Origin of the sequence: Catenulispora sp. GAS73, from assembly GCF_041262085.1 — a bacterium.
In the GTDB taxonomy this organism is placed as follows: Bacteria; Actinomycetota; Actinomycetes; order Streptomycetales; family Catenulisporaceae; genus Catenulispora.
On the sequence record NZ_JBGCCM010000029.1, the window covers coordinates 123,537 to 141,401 of the forward strand.

Genomic DNA, 17,865 nt, shown 5'->3' on the forward strand with positions numbered 1-17,865 from the left:
CCAGCGAGGACACCCCGCAGGCGTCACGCCGCCTGGCTCCCCGCCTCCGCGACGTACCCGGTCAAGCACTGGTGGCAGATGATGTCGACCATCCGCTCGACGGAGTAGTCCCGCCACCGCGTCACCGGCTCCACCAGCATGCGGTTGCACAACGTGTGCAGATGCGGCGGGTCGTCGGCGTCGTCGATGCGCACGACGTGCCAGAACTGGTCTTCGGTGCTGTCCGTGTCGAGCTCCCGATCACGGGCGAGTTCGTACGTGTAGCGGCTCACAGTCGGCACTATCCGCCGGTTCGCACGTGGCGGCACCCCGGGGGCACCGTTCGGGTGGCGAAGATATGAAGGCCAGACTTGTAACCCCGCGACACGGCCAACCGCCTCCGCATCGCCATCGGGGCCTTCAAGCGCCGCGCGCAGGGGGCCGCCGCGCAGGGGGAGCTGAGCAACCCGCAGCTCACCGCGCTGTCCCGGCTCGACCGGCTCGGTCCGATGACCACCACCGGCCTGGCCCGGCGCGAGCAGATCACGCCGCAGGCGATGGGCGCGACGGTCTCCAGCCTGGAGAAGCTCGCCCTGGTCGCGCGCAGCGCGGACGCCAGCGACGCGCGCCAGTCGATCCTGAGCCTGACCCCGGAAGGCCTGGCCGCCGCGCACTCGGGGCGCAACGCCGTGTCCGACAAGGTCACCGCGATCCTGGAGGAGTCGTTCACCGACGCGGAAGTCGAGATCCTCTCCGTCGCCGCCCCGCTGATCGAGCGTCTCGCGGAGCTGCTCTGACGCGCTCCCCGTCATCGCCGCCGGGGCCGCCTGCCTGATCGGCGTCGCCGGCACCCTGTTCCCGGTCTCAGTCCTCGATCGTGCTCTCTCTGGGAAGACCGTGGTCTAGCGTTTCCAACGGCATCTCGAACCACACGACTTTGCCGTTCGCCGTCCGACTCACGCCCCACCGCAACGCCAGCTGGCTGACCAGGAACAGCCCGCGCCCGCCCTCGTCGAGGTCTCCGGCCTCCAGCAGGATCGGCAGGAAGTGGTCGTCATCCCGTACCTCGCACAGCAGCGTGCGCGTCCGCAGCAGCCGCAGCTCGATCGGGCCGTGCGCGTAGCGGACGGCGTTCGTCACCAGCTCGGTGGCGAGCAGTTCGGTGGTCTCCCGGACGCCGTCGGGCAGGTCCCACTCGGCCATCGCCTGCCGCACCAGCCGGCGGGCCTTCGGCACCGTCGGCGGCAGCGGCGACAACAGCCAGTTGGCTATGTTCTCCGCCGGGATCCCCTTCAGGCGCGCCGCCAGCAGCGCGACGTCGTCCTCGTGCTTGTCCCGGTCGAGCATCGTCAGCAGGGTGTCGCACAGCGTCTCGGGATCGGCCGACGGCCGGGCGGCCAGCTCCAGGCACTCGCCGAGGGCCGCGATCCGGTCCTCGATGTCGTCGCCCCGGGCCTCGACCAGGCCGTCGGTGTAGAGCACCAGGACGTCGCCGTCGCGGATCGGGATCTCGGCGGTGTCGAACGCCACGCCGCCGACGCCGATCGGCGCGCCGCTGGGCACCTCGACCCGCTCCACCGTGCCGTCGGCCCGCACCAGCATCGGCGCCAGGTGCCCGGCGTTGGCGATGACGCAGCAGGAGGCGATCGGGTCGTAGACCGCGTACAGGCAGGTCGCCAGATGGTCGTCGCCGAGTTGCAGGGCCAGGCTGTCGAGCTGGCGCAGCAGCTGTCCGGGCGGCAGGTCCAGCGCGGCCAGCGTCTGCACCGCGATCCGCAGATGCCCCATGACCGCCGCCGAGCGCACGCCGTGCCCCATCACGTCGCCGATCACTATCGCCACCCGGCTGCCGGGCAGCGCGATGGTGTCGAACCAGTCGCCGCCGACCTCGACCGCCGGATTGGCCGGCAGGTACCGGTGCGCGACCTCGATGCCGGCCGGCGTCGGCGGGGTGGTCGGCAGCACCCCGCGCCGGAACTCCGCCGCCGTGGCGACCTGGCCGCGGAACAGCCGGGCGTTGTCCACGCCCAGCGCTGCCTGCGCCGCCAGCTGCCCGACGGTGAGCACGTCGACCTGGTCGAACTCGGCCCGCTCCGGTCGCCGGGTGAGCGCCACGCACCCGAGCACCCGGCCGCGCACCACGAGCGGCACGGCCAGATAGGCGCGGTCGGCCACCAGCGGATACAGGTCACCGGGGGAGTGGGACAGGGCCATCGCCTCGGCCCGGTCCGGGGTGACGCGGTCCAGCCACACCGGGACCCCGGTGGCCATCGCCTCGTGGCACGGGCTGGTGTCGTGCATGATCTGCACCGCGCCCTCGGGCACCAGGGACAGCCAGCGCTCCGGCGGCTCGTCGTGCGCCACCGCCACCCGGCGCACCAGGCTCGACGCCGTCGCCCCGGGCGCCGGCGGGGCCGGGGCGCCGTCCACGAACAGCGCGTCCAGCAGGTGCACGGACGCGAAGTCGGCGAGCCGCGGCACCAGCGCCGCGGCGAACTGGCCCGCGATCGCGACCATGTCCGTGCCGGCTCCGATCCGCTCGGTCGCCTCGTTCAAAAATGACAGGTGATCGCGCAGATCCACCGGCCCACATCCCAGCTCGTGGGTGTCGCGGCCCACGTCCCGTCCCCGTCGGTCCCCTTCGTACGTCAGCACCCTGCTGTGCCCGTGCTCAGATTCGTGCACTGATCTGTTGCTCTCGCTCCGCCCGATTACTGGTGTGCGGAGTCTAGGACCGCGAGTCCAGTTTGCGGCAGAGGAAGAACATCTGGATCTCCGGCCGGGCCGAAGACGTCTCCGGCGAGTAGGAGAGTACCTGCTCTTGTTCAATGGTGAATCCGGACTCTGCCAACACCGCCCGCAAATCATCGCGCAGATATCCAGTCACCCGGAACCGGCTCTCCAGGAACGCGATCGGGACGTCGTCCACGTCCCCCTCGACCATCCCCAGCGCGAACCAGCCGTCCGGGACGAGGACGTCACCGATCTGGCCCAATGCGGTACGCACCTTTTCACGCGGTAGGTTGAGCAGGACGAAGAACGCGGTCACCGCCTCGAACCGGGGCTCTGACGAGAGTTCCATCACATCCCCGAGGACGAACTCCGCCTCCGGCACGTTCTTCCGGGCCATCTCGATCATCCGCGGGGAGATGTCGAGCCCTGTGACGTGGCACCCGGCGTCGGCCAGCTGCCGCGCGGTCGGCAGCCCGGTGCCCGAGCCCACGTCCAGCACCCGCGCCCCGGGCGCGAGCCGCTCCAGCAACGTCGAGACGACCGCGAGCTGACCCTCCTTGTGCGGGAAGGCCTCGTCGTACCGCGTGCTGATGGCGTCGAAGGCGCGGGCCTGCGCCTGCTCCCGCTCGATCCACGCCTGATCCGGCCCCCCGGACGAGCCCGGCTTCCCGATGACCATGTGACCCCTCGACTCACAGCACTCGACTCGCGACACGCGGACCCTTGGCGGACCGGTCGCACATGACCACCGGCCTCCGTATTATCAGGGGTCTTCATTTCCGTGGGAAAGGGTGGGACTGATGCGCGATGACGCGCAGCACAGCCGTCGCTCGTTCATCCGCGCCGCGAGTACCGGGATCGGAGCGCTGGCCGTCGGCTTCGACGCCACGTCCCGGGCCTGGGCGGCGGAGGCTCCGGCAGGCACGCCTGGCGCCGCGGGCACCGCAGGCGCCGGATCGGACTTCCGGCACGTGCCGCACCTGGACGGCCGCCTCCTGATCGACCCGGCGGACCTGAAGCCCTACGAGGACGACTACGGGCACCTGGTCCACCGCACGCCGCGGGCGGCGCTGCTGCCCGGCTCGGTCCGCGACGTCGCGGCGATGATCGCCTTCTGCGGCCCGCTCGGCATCCCGGTGGCCCCGCGCGGCCAGGGCCACCAGGCCTACGGCCAGGCGCAGGTCGAGGGCGGCCTGATCATCGACCTGGGGCCGCTGGACACCATCGCGATCGACACGCGGGCGAACACCGCGACGGTCGGCGCCGGCGCGGTCTGGAGCGCGGTCCTGGCCGCGAGCCTCGCCCACGGCCTCACCCCGCCGGTGTTCACGGACTACATCGAGCTCTCGATCGGCGGCACCCTGTCCGCCGGCGGCCTCGGCGGCGCCTCGCAGCAGCACGGAGCGCAGGTCGACAACGTGCTGGAGCTGCAGGTCGTCACCGGTACCGGCGAGATCCGGACCTGCTCCCGGACCCGCGAGGCCGACCTGTTCCACGCGGCGCTGTCCGGCCTCGGCCAGGTCGGCGTCATCACCCGCGCGGTGATCGAGCTGGTGGCCGCGCCGACGTCGGTGCGCAGCTACTCGCTGGTGTACCCGACGGTCGCGGCGCTCACGGCAGCGCAGCGCGTGGCGGTCGGCGACGGCCGCTTCGACTGGTTGGAGGGCACGATCCTGCCGGACGGCAGCGGCGGCTGGCTGTACATCCTGGGGGGCTCCGCGTTCTACGACGCGACCCCGCCGGACGACAACGCCCTGATCGGCGACCTCGGCTATGTCGGCCCGGCGCAGATCCAGGACTCGCCGTACCAGGCGTTCGTCGACGACCTGGCGCCGACCGTGGCCGCCCTGAAGGCGAGCGGGGAGTGGTACGACCCGCACCCGTGGTTCAACGGATTCCTGCCCGACGCCGCGACCGACGCCCTGGTCGCCGCCACCCTGGCCGCCACCACCCCGGCCGACCTCGGCGCGAGCGGCCTGGTGCTGCTGTACCCGGTGCCGGCCGCGAAGCTGACCACGCCGCTGCTGTCGGTCCCGGACAGCGACCTGGTGTTCCTGCTCGCGGTGCTGCGGACGGCGGCGCCCGACGGCGGCGCGCTCCCGGCCCCGGCGCTGCTGCAGGCCAACCGCGACCTGTATCTCCAGTTTCAGGCCGTCGGCGGCACGCAGTACCCGGTCGGCGCGATCCCGATGACGGCGGCCGACTGGCGGAAGCAGTACGGCGCACGGTGGGAGACGTTCCGCGCGGCGAAGCAGCGCTTCGACCCGTTCGGGATCCTCGCTCCGGGGCAGGGCATCTTCGCGCCCGCGCACTGAACACCAGCCTTTCAGTCGTCGTGGACGGCTGCGAGTCACAAGGAGTACCGCCAACTTTCGTCTGTCATTTCCGTTGTCCGCAAGGCGAGTGAAACTATCCTTCACAGGGCCCTGATGGAGTGCTATTGAAATCAGTGCGCCATCTCGAATCCCCACTCCCTGTGGAGGCACTCAGTGCTGACCAGCTACCACGCGCGCGGATCGTCGATCCGCCGCGGCCTGCTCACGGTGACGGCCGCGGTCACCGCGCTCGTCACGCTCCTGGCCACCAACGCCTCGGCGACCGCCGCCGACCACTACGTCGCCCTCGGCGACTCCTACTCCTCGGGCGTCGGCGCCGGCAGCTACATCTCGGCCAGCGGCGGCTGCGACCGGAGCACCAACGCCTACTCGCAGCTGTGGGCGAACAGCCGGCATCCGGCCAGCTATGTCTCCGTGGCCTGTTCCGGCGCCACCACGCAGGACGTGCTCAACAGCCAGATATCCGCACTGAGCAGCAGCACGACGCTGGTCAGCATCACCATCGGCGGCAACGACGTCGGCTTCTCCTCGGTGATGAAGACCTGCGTGCTGGACTCCGACAGCGCCTGCCTGAGCGCCATCAACACCGCCACGAACCAGGCCAGGACCATCCTGCCGGGCCGCCTGGCGACCACCTTCGCGGCGATCCGGCAGGCCGCGCCCTCCGCGCACGTCGTGGTCCTGGGCTACCCCGAGCTCTACGACCTGAGCCACTCCTGGTACTGCCCCGGCCTGTCCGGGACCGACCGCAGCGCCCTGAACAGCGCCGCCGACCTGATCGACACCCAGATCTCGACCGCGGCCCACAACGCCGGCGACACCTTCGCCGACGTCCGCGGCAATTTCCACGGCCACGAGCTGTGCGACTTCTTCAACGAGTGGCTGCACTCGGTGGACGTCACCGACGTCAGCGACTCCTACCACCCGACCGCCTCCGGCCAGAGCGGCGGCTACTACGCGGCGTTCAGCGCCGTCGCGCCGTAGTACCGCGAACTGAGGTCTGATTCTCGGCGGCCGCGGCGATCATCCCAACGATCGCCGCGGCCGTGCCGTCTCCCGCCTCACAGGCCTCTGCCGGCCCGGCCCGCGGTAGTCCCTCAGACCGAAGGCGTCGAGCTTCCCGCCTCGCCCGCGTCGATCCCCGCCGCGACGCCGGCATGGTGGGCCAGCTGCTCCTGCAGCTGCTCGCCCTCGATGTCCGGGTCCGGCACGTACCGCGCGAACCACTGCGGGTGGTACCAGAACCCCGACTTCGCCAGCGCCATCACCGCCGGCACCAGCGTGAGCCGTACGACGAACGCGTCCAGGAACACGCCGGCCGCGAAGCTGAAGCCGATCGCCTTGATGGTCGGCGTCGGGGACACGATGAACGCCACGAAGATCGAGAACATGATCAGCGCCGCCGCCGTCACCACCCGCGAGGCCGTCCCGGCGCCGCGCCGGACCGCCTCGACCGCGTTCCCGTTCTTCGTGAAGTCCTCCTTGATGCGGCTGACGACGAAGACCTCGTAGTCGCTGGACAGTCCGAAGATGATCGCGATCATGATGATCGGCAGGAAGCTGATGGTCTCCGACTTCGTGATGTTGAAGATCTTCTCGCCCCAGCCCCACTGGAACAGCGCGACCTGCGCGCCGAACGCCGCGCCGACCGACAGCAGGAAGCCGATGATCGACTTGATCGGCACCCAGATGGTGCGGAAGGCGAAGGTCAGCAGGATGAACGCCAGCCCCACCACGACGATCAGGAACACCGGCAGCGCCGAGGACAGCTTGGAGGACACGTCGATGTTCGAGGCCGTGACGCCGCCGATCAGGACGTTCGCCCCGCTGCCGGCCGCGATCGCCGTGCGGTTGTCCCGCAGGTGGTGCACCAGGTCGGCGGTCGCCGGGTCGCTCGGCCCGGTGGTCGGCACGACGCGGACCACCGCGGTGGTCCCGTTCAGCGCCAGCGGCGTGGACGCCGCGACCCCCGGCTGCTTGGCCAGCCCGGCCGCGATCTGGTTCACCTGCTGCTGCGACTGCACCCCGTCGGCCACGACCAGCAGCGGGCCGTTGAACCCGGGCCCGAAGTTCGCGGTGGTGATGTCGTAGGCCTTGCGCGAGGTGTCGCCCTTGGGGTTCGACGACGCACCGGGCAGGCCGAGCTGCACCCGCGTGGCCGGCGCGGCCAGCAGCAACAACAGCGCGACGCCGCACAGCAGCACCGGGATCCGGTGGTGCACGACGAACCGCGCCCAGCGCCAGCCGTGTGCCTTCTCCGGGTCCTCCACGGACTGCCGCGCAATCTGCTCGGAGTGCGCCTTGCCGAACGGGAAGCGCGAGAAGTTCTTCAGCTTGTCGCCGGCGAACCCGAGCATCGCCGGGACCAGCGTCAGCGAGATGATCATGGCCAGCAGCACCGCGCCGGCGGCGGCCACACCCATGATCGTGAGGAACGGGATGCCGACGACGGCCAGCCCGCACAGCGCGATGATGACCGTGCCGGCGGCGAACACCACCGAACCGCCCGCGGTCCCGGCGGCCAGCCCGACCGCCTGGTCCGGCGGCATCCCGCGCAGCAGGCCGTCCCGGTGCCGGGCGATGATGAACAGCCCGTAGTCGATGCCGCAGGACAGCCCCAGCATGATCGCGACGGTCGTCGAGGTCGAGGCGATGGTCATCACCGCGGCCAGCGCGGTGACCGTCATGACCGTGGTCAGCACGCCGATCACGGCTGTCATGATCGGCAGCCCGGCCGCCACCAGCGACCCGAACGTGATCACCAGGATGATGAAGGCGATGATCAGGCCGACGAGCTCGGGCAGCTCCGAGGGCACGACCCGCCACCCGGGATACACGCTGCCGTTGTACTCGACCTGCACCCCCGCCGCCTGTGCCGGGGCCACGGCCTTCTTCACCAGGTCGAGCGTGGAGTCCTTGATGTCCGGCGGCTGCGCGCTCCACTGCAGGTTCCCCAGCGCCACCTGGCCGTTCTGCGAGATCGGCCCGCCCTGGAACGGGTCCGCCGACTGCACGACCCCCGGGACCTTCCCTAGGTTCGCCACGGCCTGCTCGATCCCGGCCTTGGGCCCGGCGTCCGTGACGTGCGTATCGCCCGGGACGGCGAACACGACCGTGGTCTGCGCGCCGCTGAGCGCGGGCAGCTTCACCTTCAGCAGGTCCGTGACGCGCTGCGACTCGGTACCCGGGATGGTGAACTCGTCGTTGGTCTTGCCGCCGCTGGCCCCGGCCACGACGATCATGCCCACGACCAGGATCAGCCAGATCGCCAGCACCAGCCGTCGGCGGAAGAAGGCCCAGCGTGCGACGCGGAACAGGTAGGTGGACACACACGCAGCATCCGGTGCGGCCGGGGTGTGCGCAGTCCGGGATGAGCCATCCGGGAGCTTCTCGGGGCTGGTTCGGTCCGGCTGAGTCAGGCTCGTGCTCAGCGTCAGATCGCAGAGATGTTCGATCTGGGTCGCGCGGTAGCGCCGGAAGACGCGGCAACGCCGGAAAACAACGAAGTGGCGTCCTCGTTCCCAAGGGCGCCACTTCCATTGCGGCTCCAGGCACGCCGTCCCGGCGCCGAAGCGCCGGTCAGTCCCTCGGCGGGCCCGGTGAAGTTCTCCCGATTCTATCCGCGTCAGCCCAGCTCGAACGAGGTGATTCCGTAGACCGAAGCCATTTCGATATCGCGCACCGGTCCGGTGTACATCCGGGCGGTCTCGAAGCTGGGCTTCATCCCATAGCGCTCGGCCAATGCCACTGCCGCCGGGTTCGTCTCGGGCACGTCCAGCGCGACCTCCAACGAGCGCGACGCCTGCGGCCCGTCGGCCGCCGACAGGCCCGCGATCAGGGCTCTGAACAGAGTCTCGGCGACCTCGGGGGTGTCAGCGAACAGCGGGCCGATCTTTGCGAACGCCGGAGCGGGTCGGATGACGCCATAACCCACGAGCTCGCCGTTGGACACGGCCGCGTACCCGACGTGCCCCGGAGCCGACAGCCAGCGGTCGAGGAACACCGGACGCTCGGCCGGGAAGCGGCCGCCGTCGTAGGCCTCGATCGCGGGCCGGCCGATTTCGGCGACCGGCACCACAGACGGCGCGGACCCGGCGCCGGAACCCGACCCGGATCCGGCGCTCGCCGAAAGGTCTGCCGGCGCGGGCCCGACGTACCGGATGTTGCGATGCGCCAGCCGGAACCCGGACCGCCGGTAGTTGTCCTGCTGCTCCAGCACGCCGTCCAGCCCGATCACCCGGTCTCCCGCGTGCGCCAGAGCGGCCTGCCAGGTGGCGTATCCATGCCCCTGCCCGCGGAAGTCCGGGTGTACCAGGTAAAACCCGAGGAACGAGAAGGTCTCCCCGTAGTTCACCACCGACACCGCCGACACCGGCTGCCCGTCGATCCGGCCCACGAAGAACCCGTCAGGGTCCTGAGCCAGGAAACACCCGCCGTCGGCGGGGCCGGGATTCCAGCCCTCGCCGGCGGCCCAGGACTCGAAGACCGGCCAGTCGTCCGCACCGGCCCGGGCGATCTCCAGTCCGGTCTTCGAATCCTGATTCATCTCTACAGATCCTCTTCCATGGCCGCCAGCTCCTCCGGCGTGCCGTAGCTGATCGGGCCCCGGTACGTCCGCCGGGCCGTCATGAACCACCATACGGTCGCGATGAAGAGCACCACGGCCAGCGCCACCGGCGCGTAGTTGAACGTCTTGTGCGTGATCGGGTACGACTGCGGCAGCAGGAACAGGACGCTGCTCAGCGCGATCCACACCACCGCGATCGTCGTCACCGGCCGGCTCCAGCGGCCCAGGTGCCACGGACCGCGCACGAAGTCCTCGCCCCGGCGCAGCCGCAGGAAGATCGGCACGCCGTAGGAGCCGAACAGCCCGATGACGTTGACCGAGACGATGGCCTGGAACGCGACCGTGTTCCACAGCGAGGGCACGCCGAGCACGAACGCGCCGACCGCGGCGAACCACACCGACTTCACCGGCGTGTGGGTCCGCTTGCTGACCGAGCGCCACCACTTCGAGCCGGGGATCGCGCCGTCGCGGGAGAAGGCGAAGATCTGCCGGGAGTTCGAGGTCATGTTCGCCAGGCCGCAGAAGAAGATCGCGCCGCAGACCACCAGCAGCAGGATCTTGGCGGTGGTCAGGCCGAGGGCGTCGACGAAGATCTGCGCCGCCGGCTCGTTGGCCGAGGACTCGTTGCCGTAGTTGCCCGGCGACATCGAGAACGTCAGGGCCAGGATCAGGACCAGGCCGGCGATCCAGGAGAACGCGATCGAGCGGACGATGCCCTTGGGCGCCGACACCGCCGCGTGCGTGGTCTCCTCCGACATGTGCGCCGAGGCGTCGAACCCGGTGAACGTCCAGCTGGTGAACAGCAGGCCGATCATGCCCGCGTAGAGGCCCGACTTGAACCCGGTGCCGTTGACGAAGTGCGTGAAGGCGAAGCTCGCCGAGTTGTGGTGCGAGGGGAACACGATCAGGTAGAACGTGATCACCACGCCGCCGGCCAGCAGCCACGCGACGCTGATCTTGTTCAGCAGCGCGACCAGCCCGACGGTGTAGGTGTTCAGCAGCGCGTGGATCAGCAGGATCGCGCCGTAGATCCCCAGGATCTCCTTGGCGTTGGGCGTGTAGCTCGGCCACTGCAGGGTGGCCAGCGCCACCACGAAGTTCGCCAGCGCGAAGTCGGTGGCCGCGGTGCCGCCGATCTGGCCGATGAAGTTCAGCCAGCCGGTGAACCAGCTCCAGCCCGCGTTGTGCCGCTTGGCCAGCTTCGCCGACCAGTAGTACAGCGCCGCCGAGGTGGGGAAGCCGGAGGTGATCTCGGCCATCGCGGCGCCGACGAACAGCACCAGCAGGCCGACGCCGAGCCAGCCGAAGACCATGATGCGCGGCCCGCCGGAGATCATGGCCAGGCTCAGCGCGGTCATCACGCCGGAGATGAAGTTGATGATCGTCGCCGAGATCGCGAAGTTCCCGAACGCGTTGACCCGCCGGGCGAGCTGGCGTGGGTAGCCGAGCTCGCGCAGTGTCTGGTCGTCGTCGGGCATCTCCAGCGAACTGCCGCGACGGCTTGTCGATGTGGCGGAGGTCGCCATCTGCCGTACCTCTTTTGGGGGGAAGGGGGGTGCGAAGGACATGCCACGCGAGGGCGAACGCGGCCGGCGGTTCAGAGTTCTGACATACAGCGCTCCCGGGCCATCGCCAGAACCTGTTCCGGATTGCCGTGCAGGGACCACGGCGTGGTCATCGCGTACGGTCCGATGACGTCGAAGACCCGGGCCGCCGGCCGCCACTGCGAGCCGGCCCACAAGGCGTGCGCCAGGTGGTGCAGGTCCGGCAGCAGTACGCCGTTCCCGCCGCTCGGGAGGAACCACTGGGTATAGCAGCGTTCTGTCTCCTGCTCCGCGTACGCGGTCGACCAGTTGCGGTAGGTCAGCAGGACTCTGTTGAGATCGTTGCGCTCCAACTGCTGGCGGAACGCCTCGATGAAGGCCACCAGCTGGAGCACCAGCAGCGCCGACCCGCTCGGCGCCTGACTGCTGATCCAGTGCGCGACCCCGGACACCGCGGACACCGACCCGCCGCTCTTCGGCCCGACCGCGGCCAGCAGCCGGTGGTGCGCCTCGCGGTTCCACGGATCGCGTTTCCACAGCTGGCCCATCGTCTGCCACGGGCCGGACACCTGGAGCTCCGGCGGACCCGGGATGTTCTGCGGCGCGGCCGGGGCCAGGTGGAGCAATGCGATCCAGGGCAGCGGGTCCTCCGGGAACCGCTCGGCGGTCTCCAGGCACTGCGTCCGCGCCAGATCGACGAGCCCGTCGGCCTTGGGATGGCGCGCGCGGTGCGCTTGCAGGGCCCTGATCACGTTGGCCCGCAGCCGCAGCAGCGCCGCCTCCGGGCTGTCCGGCTCCTCGGCCAGCCAGGCGGTGTCCACCCCGTTGGACGCCGCGATCTGGGCCAGGATCAGGTAGCGGTAGTCGCGCACGTCCTCGCCGGCGTGCCGGTCGGCCAACAGTTCACCGGCCAGGGCGTAGCGGCCGACCCGCAATTCCTGGGTGGTGGTGGCCAGCCGCCGGTCCAGACCCGCCGGATCCCAGACCAATTTGAGGTGGCTCTCGCCCGACCCCCTGCGCTTCACCACGGAAGGACCTCTCCCGGCGCCGAGGTCCCGCGGGGGATCACCGCGGCCATCCGTGCGCCGGCATGGGCAAACAGGCCGCACAGTGTCTGCGCACCGCCTGCCACCGCCTCTGTTCTCCCCTGATGTCAGGGCCCGAATCTGAACGCGGATTACCCAATCCGAAAACGCCCGGTTCGGGAAGCGCACCGACCGTGCGGCGACCATGCAAGGACCATGCGACAGCAGGCCTGACCTATAAGTATGCTGACCGATATCGCTGACTGTCCGCATACCGTCGATCGCAGTCTGGAGTGCGCACGAAAGGGGGACATTCATGGCCAAGCCCAGGCAGTCCAGGCTCCGCCGGGCGGGTCTGGCCCGCGCCCGCGAGGCGGCCGGGCTCACGCAGGAGGCGTTCGCCGTGCGGGCCGGGGTCGAGGTGTCCACGGTCGTGCGCTGGGAGAGCGGATGCACCACGCCGCTGCCCGGGAAGCGGCCGCGGATCGCGCGGGCGCTCGGCGTCGGGCTGCAGGATCTGGAGCGGCTGTTGTCGCCCGAGGGGCCGCTGACCTTCGCAGGGGGCTGGGAAAGCACCGACGACGGCCGGCTGGCGGCGATCGCGGGGGTCCGCGAGGAGGTCGCGAAGCTGGCCGCCGAGTACGAGGCGCGGCCGGAGATGGGCCTGGTGGTGCGGGCCGCGGGATTGCTGGGGCGGGTCGAGGCGCTGCGCGCGGCTGAGGGAGCGGGTTCGGCCGGTTCCTCTGTTTTCTCAGATGTTTTCTCAGATGGCGCGTATCCCTTGGGCGGCGCGGTTGAGGCGTCTTTGTACGCGCCTTCGAACGCGTCTTCATCATCGGAGCGGTTCTTGATCGGTGCCTCGCTGTCGGACGTCGCGACGGGCACGACCACCGCGCCGTCGACTCAGCCCGCGCCGTCCGCGCAACCCGTGACATCCGCGACCGGCGTCCCCGTCCCGGTCCTGCCCGCCGGCTCGCCGTACCCGGCCGGCTCCGTCAGCCCCATCCGCTGGCGCCGCGACCTCGACGTCGCCGAAGCCGAAACCGCCCTCCTGGTCGGCCGCCTCATGTCGGACGCCGCCGGCCGCCGCGACTCCTCGACCGCCGAGGAGTTCTTCGACCGCGCCGCCCGCCGCGCCGGACAGGCGGGCGACTCCGTCCTGCAGGTCACCGCGACCCTGCGCGCCGCCTTCGTCGGCCTCTACGGCGGCGACCCGCGCGCCGGAGTCCGCCGCTGCGTGCAGGCCGCCGTCATCGCCGCACCGGTCAGCGAGGCCCTGTTCGCCCTGGCCCGCCTGCACGCCGCCGAAGGCCACGCGATCCTCGGCAACGCCGCCGAATGCGACCGGGCCCTCACCACGGCCCGCGGCGCGATGGCGGCCATCAGCCCCGACGACCCCGCGCCCGGCGTCTGCACGCCCCGCACCTACCAACGCCTGGCCGGCTCCGCCTACCTGGCCCTGGGCCGCCACACCGAGGCGCGCGTCGCCCTCACCGAGGCGGCCGTCCGCTACGAGCCCGGCAAGGTCCTCGCGCTGGTCCTCGGCCACCTGGCGCTGGCCTGCCTCGGCGAAGGCGACACGGACGCGGCGCTGCGGCACGTCCGCACCGCGATCGAACTGGCCGAGGCGACGCAGTCGGTGGGCGCGCTGGCGGTGGCGTCCCGGGCGGGACGCGAGATCGTGCGTGCTTCCGGCGGCGCGCAGCCCGAGGCGCTGGAGATCGTGGACCGGCTGCTGACAGTGCTCGCCTCTTGATCTCGACCGCGGCAGTGCCCTGATAGTCCTGCCGGGCGGCGGTGATACCGCTGGCGGTATCGAGTACCGGATCTACCGCGTCCGCTAGCCGACGAGCTCCAACCCTCGCCCCAGCACCGCCGAGTTCGCACTCACCACCGGCACCCCCAACTTCCGCTCCACCTCCGCGGCGGCGTCCAGGGTCCGGAAGCCGCTGCCGGGGATCAGGATCGCGTCGGTCGTCGGGGTCGCGGCGGCGAGGATCTGGTCGCGGAGCGCGGTGTGCGGGATGTGGCCCTTGGCGCCGCGGTCGAACAGGTCCTGGCGGGTGCCCGTGTCCCAGGCCGGTCCCAGGTCGTAGCGGTGGGTGCGGATGTCCGGCGGGAGGCCCAGGTACGCCGCGGTGCCGGCGACCGTGCGGTCGGTGAACCACGGCGGGGCGATCAGCAGCGGATCGGACGGGTTCAGGGCACTGAGACGTTGCCGGACCGCCTCGCCGGCGGTGAACGCCGGGACGCCCGTCGCCGCCTTCACCGCCTCGGCGAAGCCGGTGTCGAACGGCGTCCCGCCGAAGACGCTCACCGACACGAAACACAAGGCCAGCGCGTCGGCGCCGGCGTCGCGGAGATCGGCGAGCGTGCGGCGGACCCCCGCGCTGAGGAACTCCTCGACCGATTCCCCCAAGTACTCCTCGCCGGGGGCGCGCTGCAAAGCAAAGCGTCCCGTGACGATCTCCACCCCGGGCGGCGCGGCACGCCAGATCTCCGCCTCGGGCACCGGATCGTTGTGCACGACCAGAATGCCGAGACGCCGTACCCCGCCGCCGCTCATCGCGCGCCCCGCGGACCCCGCACCGCCGTCACCGCGCCCGCGACTAGAGCGCCGACCGCCGCGAACGCCGCCGTCGTCAGGAACGCGTTCCGGTACGTCCCGGCCGCCGACGGCGACCCCATCACCAGCACCAGGATCGCCAACGACGCCGCCGCGCTCATGTACTGGCTGGTCGTCAGCACCGCGCCGGCCGTGCCCTGATCCTCGTCGCGCAGGCCGCCGGTGCCGGTGACGAACATCGACGTGTACGTCAGCCCGTGCCCGATCCCGGACACCACGATCCCCGGCAGCATGTGCGTCGCGTACCCGGTCCCGCCCGCCGACGCCGCCAGGATCGCCAGCCCCGCCGCGTCCAGCACGAACGCGATCGTCAGCAGCCGCACCGATCCCACGCGCGCGATGAACTGGCCGGCGAGCATGTTGCCCGCCACGATGCACAGCGCCAGCGGCAGGAAGCCCAAGCCCGCGCGCAGCGGGCTGTAACCGTAGCGGTTCTGCAGAATCAGGGTGATGACGTAGAACTCCGCGCCCACGCTCGCCATGTACAGCGCCGTCGAGGCCGCGCCGAGCCGAAGCATCGCGTTGGAGCGCAGCGCGCGGTCGATCAGCGGCGCCGCCGACGTCCGCTCGTGCCACACGAACCCGGCGACCAGCAGCACCCCGCCCACGCCGAAACCGACCGTCCGGCCGTCGGTCCAGCCGTGCACCGCCGCGAACGTCAGGGCACTGACGACAGCCAGCGACGCCGTCGTCGCCAGCACCGCCCCGGCCGTGCTCAGCGCCCGCTGGTCCCCGCGCCGGCCGTCCGACGGCAACAGCCGCGGCGCCGCCACCGCGCACACCACCGCCACCGGCAGGTTCACCAGCATCGTCCAGCGCCACGACGCCGACGTCAGCACGCCGCCGAGCAACGCCCCGGCGGCCAGCCCGGACGCCCCGATCGTGCCCCACACCGCCAGCGCCTTCTCCCGCGCCGGCCCCGCCTCGAACGTGCGGTTGATCAGCGCGATGATCGCGGGCTGCATCAACGCCGCCCCCAGCCCCTGCGCGCCGCGCGCCGTCAGCAGCAGCCCGCCGGAGTTCGCCAAACCGCCGGCCGTCGCCGCCAGTCCGAACAGCACCAGCGCCGCGATCAGGATCCGGCGCGCGCCATAGCGGTCCCCGGCGCGGCCGCTCACGAGCAGGAACCCCGCGAACAGCACGGCATAGGCGGACACCACCCACTGCAGGGTGTCCGCCCCCAGCTTCAGGCTGTGTCCGATGCTGGGCAGCGCCACGTAGATGACGGAGTAGTCCAGTGCGATCAGGAACTGCGCCAGCGAGAGCAGCAGGAGCCCGGCGGTCCGGGCGGATGCTGATGACGTGTCGCGGATGACGGATACATCAGAGTTCTCATACGTGGTCACGGTGACACCTCGGTGTGGGGGGAAACGGTGGTGAGGGGACGGTGTTCTTCGGGAAGGAGCAGCGGGGCGAGACCATCAGAGGTCTGAGCGACCTGCGCGGCGCCGGCTGCGCGCAGGTCCGGGACGGACGCGACGCCGTACGCGACACCGACGCCGCGCATCCCGGCGGCGACGGCCATCAACATGTCGTCGGTGCTGTCGCCGACCACGACGCAGTCGGCGGGTTCCACGCCCAGGGCTTTCGCCGCCGCGAGTGCTTGGTCGGGCGCGGGCTTGCCGGGGACGCCGGCGACGAAGCCGACCGTCACCGGGAAGTAGGGCGCGAGCCCGGCGGCCTCCAGGAACTCCGAGGCACCCGCCGGCGACTTGCTCGTGACGACCGCGATCGGCCGGCCGGCGGCGACGAGTTCGTCGAGGAGCCCGCGGATCGCCGGGAACACCAGGTCCGCGGCCTGCGGCACCACCTCGTCGGCGAACCGCGCGCGGAACTCGGAGACCGCGACGCGCACCGCGGGGGAGTCCTCGTCCGCCGCGAGGAGTTCGGCGAAGAGCCCTGCGATGGGCCGTCCGACGCTGGCTGCCAGCTGGTCGGACGGCGCGAGCGGGCACATGTCGGCGAGGATGCGGGCGATGGCGCCCGGGGTGTCGGCGAGCGTGCCGTCGAGGTCGAACAGGACGGCGGTCATGAGGCCGCGCCTCGTGCTCCGGCTAGGACCTCAGCCGCCTCGGCCGGCCCAGCCGGCCCAGCCGCTCCGGCCGCTCCGGCCGTTTCAGTGGCGACGCCGTCGGCCGCGGCGAGCCGTTCCTCGAACAGCCGCACGGCGAACTCGGCGCCGAGCCGCGTCGTCGACAGCAGCACCTCGCGGTTCGCCGCCGACGTCTGCCCGCCGGAGTTGCGGGCCAGTTCCTTCAACAGGAACGGCGTGATGTCCGGCCCGGTCACCCGCGCCTCCCGCGCCGCGACCTCCGCCTCGGCGATCCGGGCCTCCAGCACGTCGAACGGCACGCCGTGCTCGGCCGCGATCGGATGCGTGACGAGGAACCCGCCCTCGACCCCGGAGTCCCAGTGCGCCAGCACCGAGCGCGCGATCAGGCCGAGGTCGTCCAGCCGGTGCGGATTGGGCCGCCCGGAGGAGACGCTGACGTACCCCGGGAACTCGTCGCAGCGGTAGCCGACCACCGGCACCGAGTGCGTCTCCAGCCATTCCAGCGTCAGCCCGGCGTCCAGGATCGACTTCACGCCGGCGCAGACCACCGCCACCCGGTTCCGCACGAAGGCGGGCAGGTCTGCGGAGACGTCGAAGCTGGTCGCCGCGCCCCGGTGCACCCCGCCGATGCCGGCGACCGCCAGCACCTCGATCCCGGCCAGCCGTGCACCGTGCACGGCCCCTGAGACGGTCAGCGCACCGACGCCGCCCCCGGCCGCGACCCGGCCGATGTCGCGCACCGACGCCTTGACCGCCTTCGGATCCTCGGCGATCCGCTGCAACTGCTTGTCGGTGAGCCCGACGTGCAGCGCTCCGTCGAGCACCGCGATCCGGGCCGGTACCGCGCCGCCGGCGCGGGCGGCGCCGTCCACGGCCTGCGCCGACTCCAGATTGGCCGGGTAGGGCAGGCCGCCGGCGATGACCGAGGTCTCCAGGGCCAGGATCGGGCGGCGGCCCAGGGCGTCGGCGACTTCCGGGCTGATGGTCAACCGGGGCATGGTT

At 71.3% G+C, this 17,865-nt stretch carries 15 protein-coding genes; 4 read left to right on the top strand and 11 right to left on the bottom strand.

All coding sequences use genetic code 11. The annotated features are described in order from the left end of the window. Positions 1-23 precede the first annotated feature (23 nt). Positions 24-272 carry a hypothetical protein gene (locus ABH935_RS35945; protein ID WP_370382424.1) on the bottom strand — a complete coding sequence of 83 codons (249 nt, stop codon included), beginning with the start codon at positions 270-272 and terminating at the stop codon, positions 24-26. Positions 273-437: 165 nt separating this feature from the next. Here ABH935_RS35945 and ABH935_RS35950 point away from each other — a divergent pair, with 165 nt between their 5' ends. Continuing rightward, positions 438-776 carry a MarR family winged helix-turn-helix transcriptional regulator gene (locus ABH935_RS35950; RefSeq protein ID WP_370382458.1) on the top strand — a complete coding sequence of 113 codons (339 nt, stop codon included), beginning with the start codon at positions 438-440 and terminating at the stop codon, positions 774-776. A 67-nt stretch (positions 777-843) separates the two neighbouring features. Here the strand turns inward: ABH935_RS35950 and ABH935_RS35955 are convergent, their stop codons facing one another. Next, positions 844-2,562, bottom strand: a complete 1,719-nt coding sequence (locus ABH935_RS35955) for a SpoIIE family protein phosphatase (RefSeq protein ID WP_370382425.1) — start codon at positions 2,560-2,562, stop codon at positions 844-846. A gap of 145 nt (positions 2,563-2,707) precedes the next feature. Next, positions 2,708-3,391: a class I SAM-dependent methyltransferase gene (locus ABH935_RS35960; RefSeq protein ID WP_370382426.1), complete on the bottom strand. Its 684-nt coding sequence runs from the start codon at positions 3,389-3,391 to the stop codon at positions 2,708-2,710. Between the two features lie 121 nt (positions 3,392-3,512). Here ABH935_RS35960 and ABH935_RS35965 point away from each other — a divergent pair, with 121 nt between their 5' ends. Both ABH935_RS35965 and ABH935_RS35970 read left to right on the top strand, forming a co-directional pair. After that, positions 3,513-5,027 carry an FAD-binding protein gene (locus ABH935_RS35965; RefSeq protein ID WP_370382427.1) on the top strand — a complete coding sequence of 505 codons (1,515 nt, stop codon included), beginning with the start codon at positions 3,513-3,515 and terminating at the stop codon, positions 5,025-5,027. A 174-nt stretch (positions 5,028-5,201) separates the two neighbouring features. Continuing rightward, complete coding sequence (locus tag ABH935_RS35970) at positions 5,202-6,032, top strand: SGNH/GDSL hydrolase family protein (RefSeq protein ID WP_370382428.1); 831 nt, start codon at positions 5,202-5,204, stop codon at positions 6,030-6,032. Between the two features lie 113 nt (positions 6,033-6,145). On the opposite strand, the gene ABH935_RS35975 is transcribed toward ABH935_RS35970, so the two are convergent. The 4 genes from ABH935_RS35975 to ABH935_RS35990 form a co-directional block, all read right to left on the bottom strand. After that, the gene (locus tag ABH935_RS35975; protein WP_370382429.1) at positions 6,146-8,377 is read right to left on the bottom strand and encodes an MMPL family transporter; all 2,232 of its coding nucleotides are present in this window, start codon (positions 8,375-8,377) and stop codon (positions 6,146-6,148) included. Between the two features lie 296 nt (positions 8,378-8,673). Beyond that, the gene (locus ABH935_RS35980; protein WP_370382430.1) at positions 8,674-9,594 is read right to left on the bottom strand and encodes a GNAT family N-acetyltransferase; all 921 of its coding nucleotides are present in this window, start codon (positions 9,592-9,594) and stop codon (positions 8,674-8,676) included. 2 nt (positions 9,595-9,596) lie between these two features. Then, positions 9,597-11,141, bottom strand: a complete 1,545-nt coding sequence (locus ABH935_RS35985) for an amino acid permease (RefSeq protein WP_370382431.1) — start codon at positions 11,139-11,141, stop codon at positions 9,597-9,599. A gap of 71 nt (positions 11,142-11,212) precedes the next feature. Then, positions 11,213-12,187, bottom strand: coding sequence for a hypothetical protein (locus tag ABH935_RS35990; RefSeq protein WP_370382432.1), 975 nt, complete (start codon positions 12,185-12,187; stop codon positions 11,213-11,215). A 313-nt stretch (positions 12,188-12,500) separates the two neighbouring features. On the opposite strand from ABH935_RS35990, the gene ABH935_RS35995 reads away from it, so the two are divergent. After that, a complete protein-coding gene (locus ABH935_RS35995) occupies positions 12,501-13,940 on the top strand; it encodes a helix-turn-helix domain-containing protein (protein WP_370382433.1) in 1,440 nt (479 codons plus the stop codon). A gap of 84 nt (positions 13,941-14,024) precedes the next feature. Here ABH935_RS35995 and ABH935_RS36000 read toward each other — a convergent pair whose 3' ends face one another. The 4 genes from ABH935_RS36000 to ABH935_RS36015 are packed head-to-tail and all read right to left on the bottom strand — an operon-like array spanning position 14,025 to position 17,861. Further along, the gene (locus ABH935_RS36000; RefSeq protein WP_370382434.1) at positions 14,025-14,750 is read right to left on the bottom strand and encodes a hypothetical protein; all 726 of its coding nucleotides are present in this window, start codon (positions 14,748-14,750) and stop codon (positions 14,025-14,027) included. Further along, positions 14,747-16,156 (bottom strand): MFS transporter, encoded by a 1,410-nt coding sequence (locus ABH935_RS36005; RefSeq protein WP_370382435.1) that lies wholly within the window; start codon positions 16,154-16,156, stop codon positions 14,747-14,749. Before ABH935_RS36005 ends, ABH935_RS36000 begins: the two co-directional genes overlap by 4 nt. Then, the gene (locus ABH935_RS36010) at positions 16,153-16,842 is read right to left on the bottom strand and encodes an HAD family hydrolase (RefSeq protein ID WP_370382436.1); all 690 of its coding nucleotides are present in this window, start codon (positions 16,840-16,842) and stop codon (positions 16,153-16,155) included. The genes ABH935_RS36005 and ABH935_RS36010 overlap by 4 nt, the downstream gene beginning before the upstream one ends. After that, the gene (locus tag ABH935_RS36015) at positions 16,839-17,861 is read right to left on the bottom strand and encodes a pseudouridine-5'-phosphate glycosidase (protein WP_370382437.1); all 1,023 of its coding nucleotides are present in this window, start codon (positions 17,859-17,861) and stop codon (positions 16,839-16,841) included. The genes ABH935_RS36010 and ABH935_RS36015 overlap by 4 nt, the downstream gene beginning before the upstream one ends. Positions 17,862-17,865 lie beyond the last annotated feature (4 nt).

What these genes read in the sequence shown, in the direction of transcription:
- ABH935_RS36015 (WP_370382437.1), bottom strand. Translation starts at nt 17,861, where the DNA reads ATGCCCCGGTTGACCATCAGCCCGGAAGTCGCCGACGCCCTGGGCCGC.
- ABH935_RS35995 (WP_370382433.1), top strand. Translation starts at nt 12,501, where the DNA reads ATGGCCAAGCCCAGGCAGTCCAGGCTCCGCCGGGCGGGTCTGGCCCGC.
- ABH935_RS35965 (WP_370382427.1), top strand. Translation starts at nt 3,513, where the DNA reads ATGCGCGATGACGCGCAGCACAGCCGTCGCTCGTTCATCCGCGCCGCG.
- ABH935_RS36010 (WP_370382436.1), bottom strand. Translation starts at nt 16,842, where the DNA reads ATGACCGCCGTCCTGTTCGACCTCGACGGCACGCTCGCCGACACCCCG.
- ABH935_RS35980 (WP_370382430.1), bottom strand. Translation starts at nt 9,594, where the DNA reads ATGAATCAGGATTCGAAGACCGGACTGGAGATCGCCCGGGCCGGTGCG.
- ABH935_RS36000 (WP_370382434.1), bottom strand. Translation starts at nt 14,750, where the DNA reads ATGAGCGGCGGCGGGGTACGGCGTCTCGGCATTCTGGTCGTGCACAAC.
- ABH935_RS35985 (WP_370382431.1), bottom strand. Translation starts at nt 11,141, where the DNA reads ATGGCGACCTCCGCCACATCGACAAGCCGTCGCGGCAGTTCGCTGGAG.
- ABH935_RS35960 (WP_370382426.1), bottom strand. Translation starts at nt 3,391, where the DNA reads ATGGTCATCGGGAAGCCGGGCTCGTCCGGGGGGCCGGATCAGGCGTGG.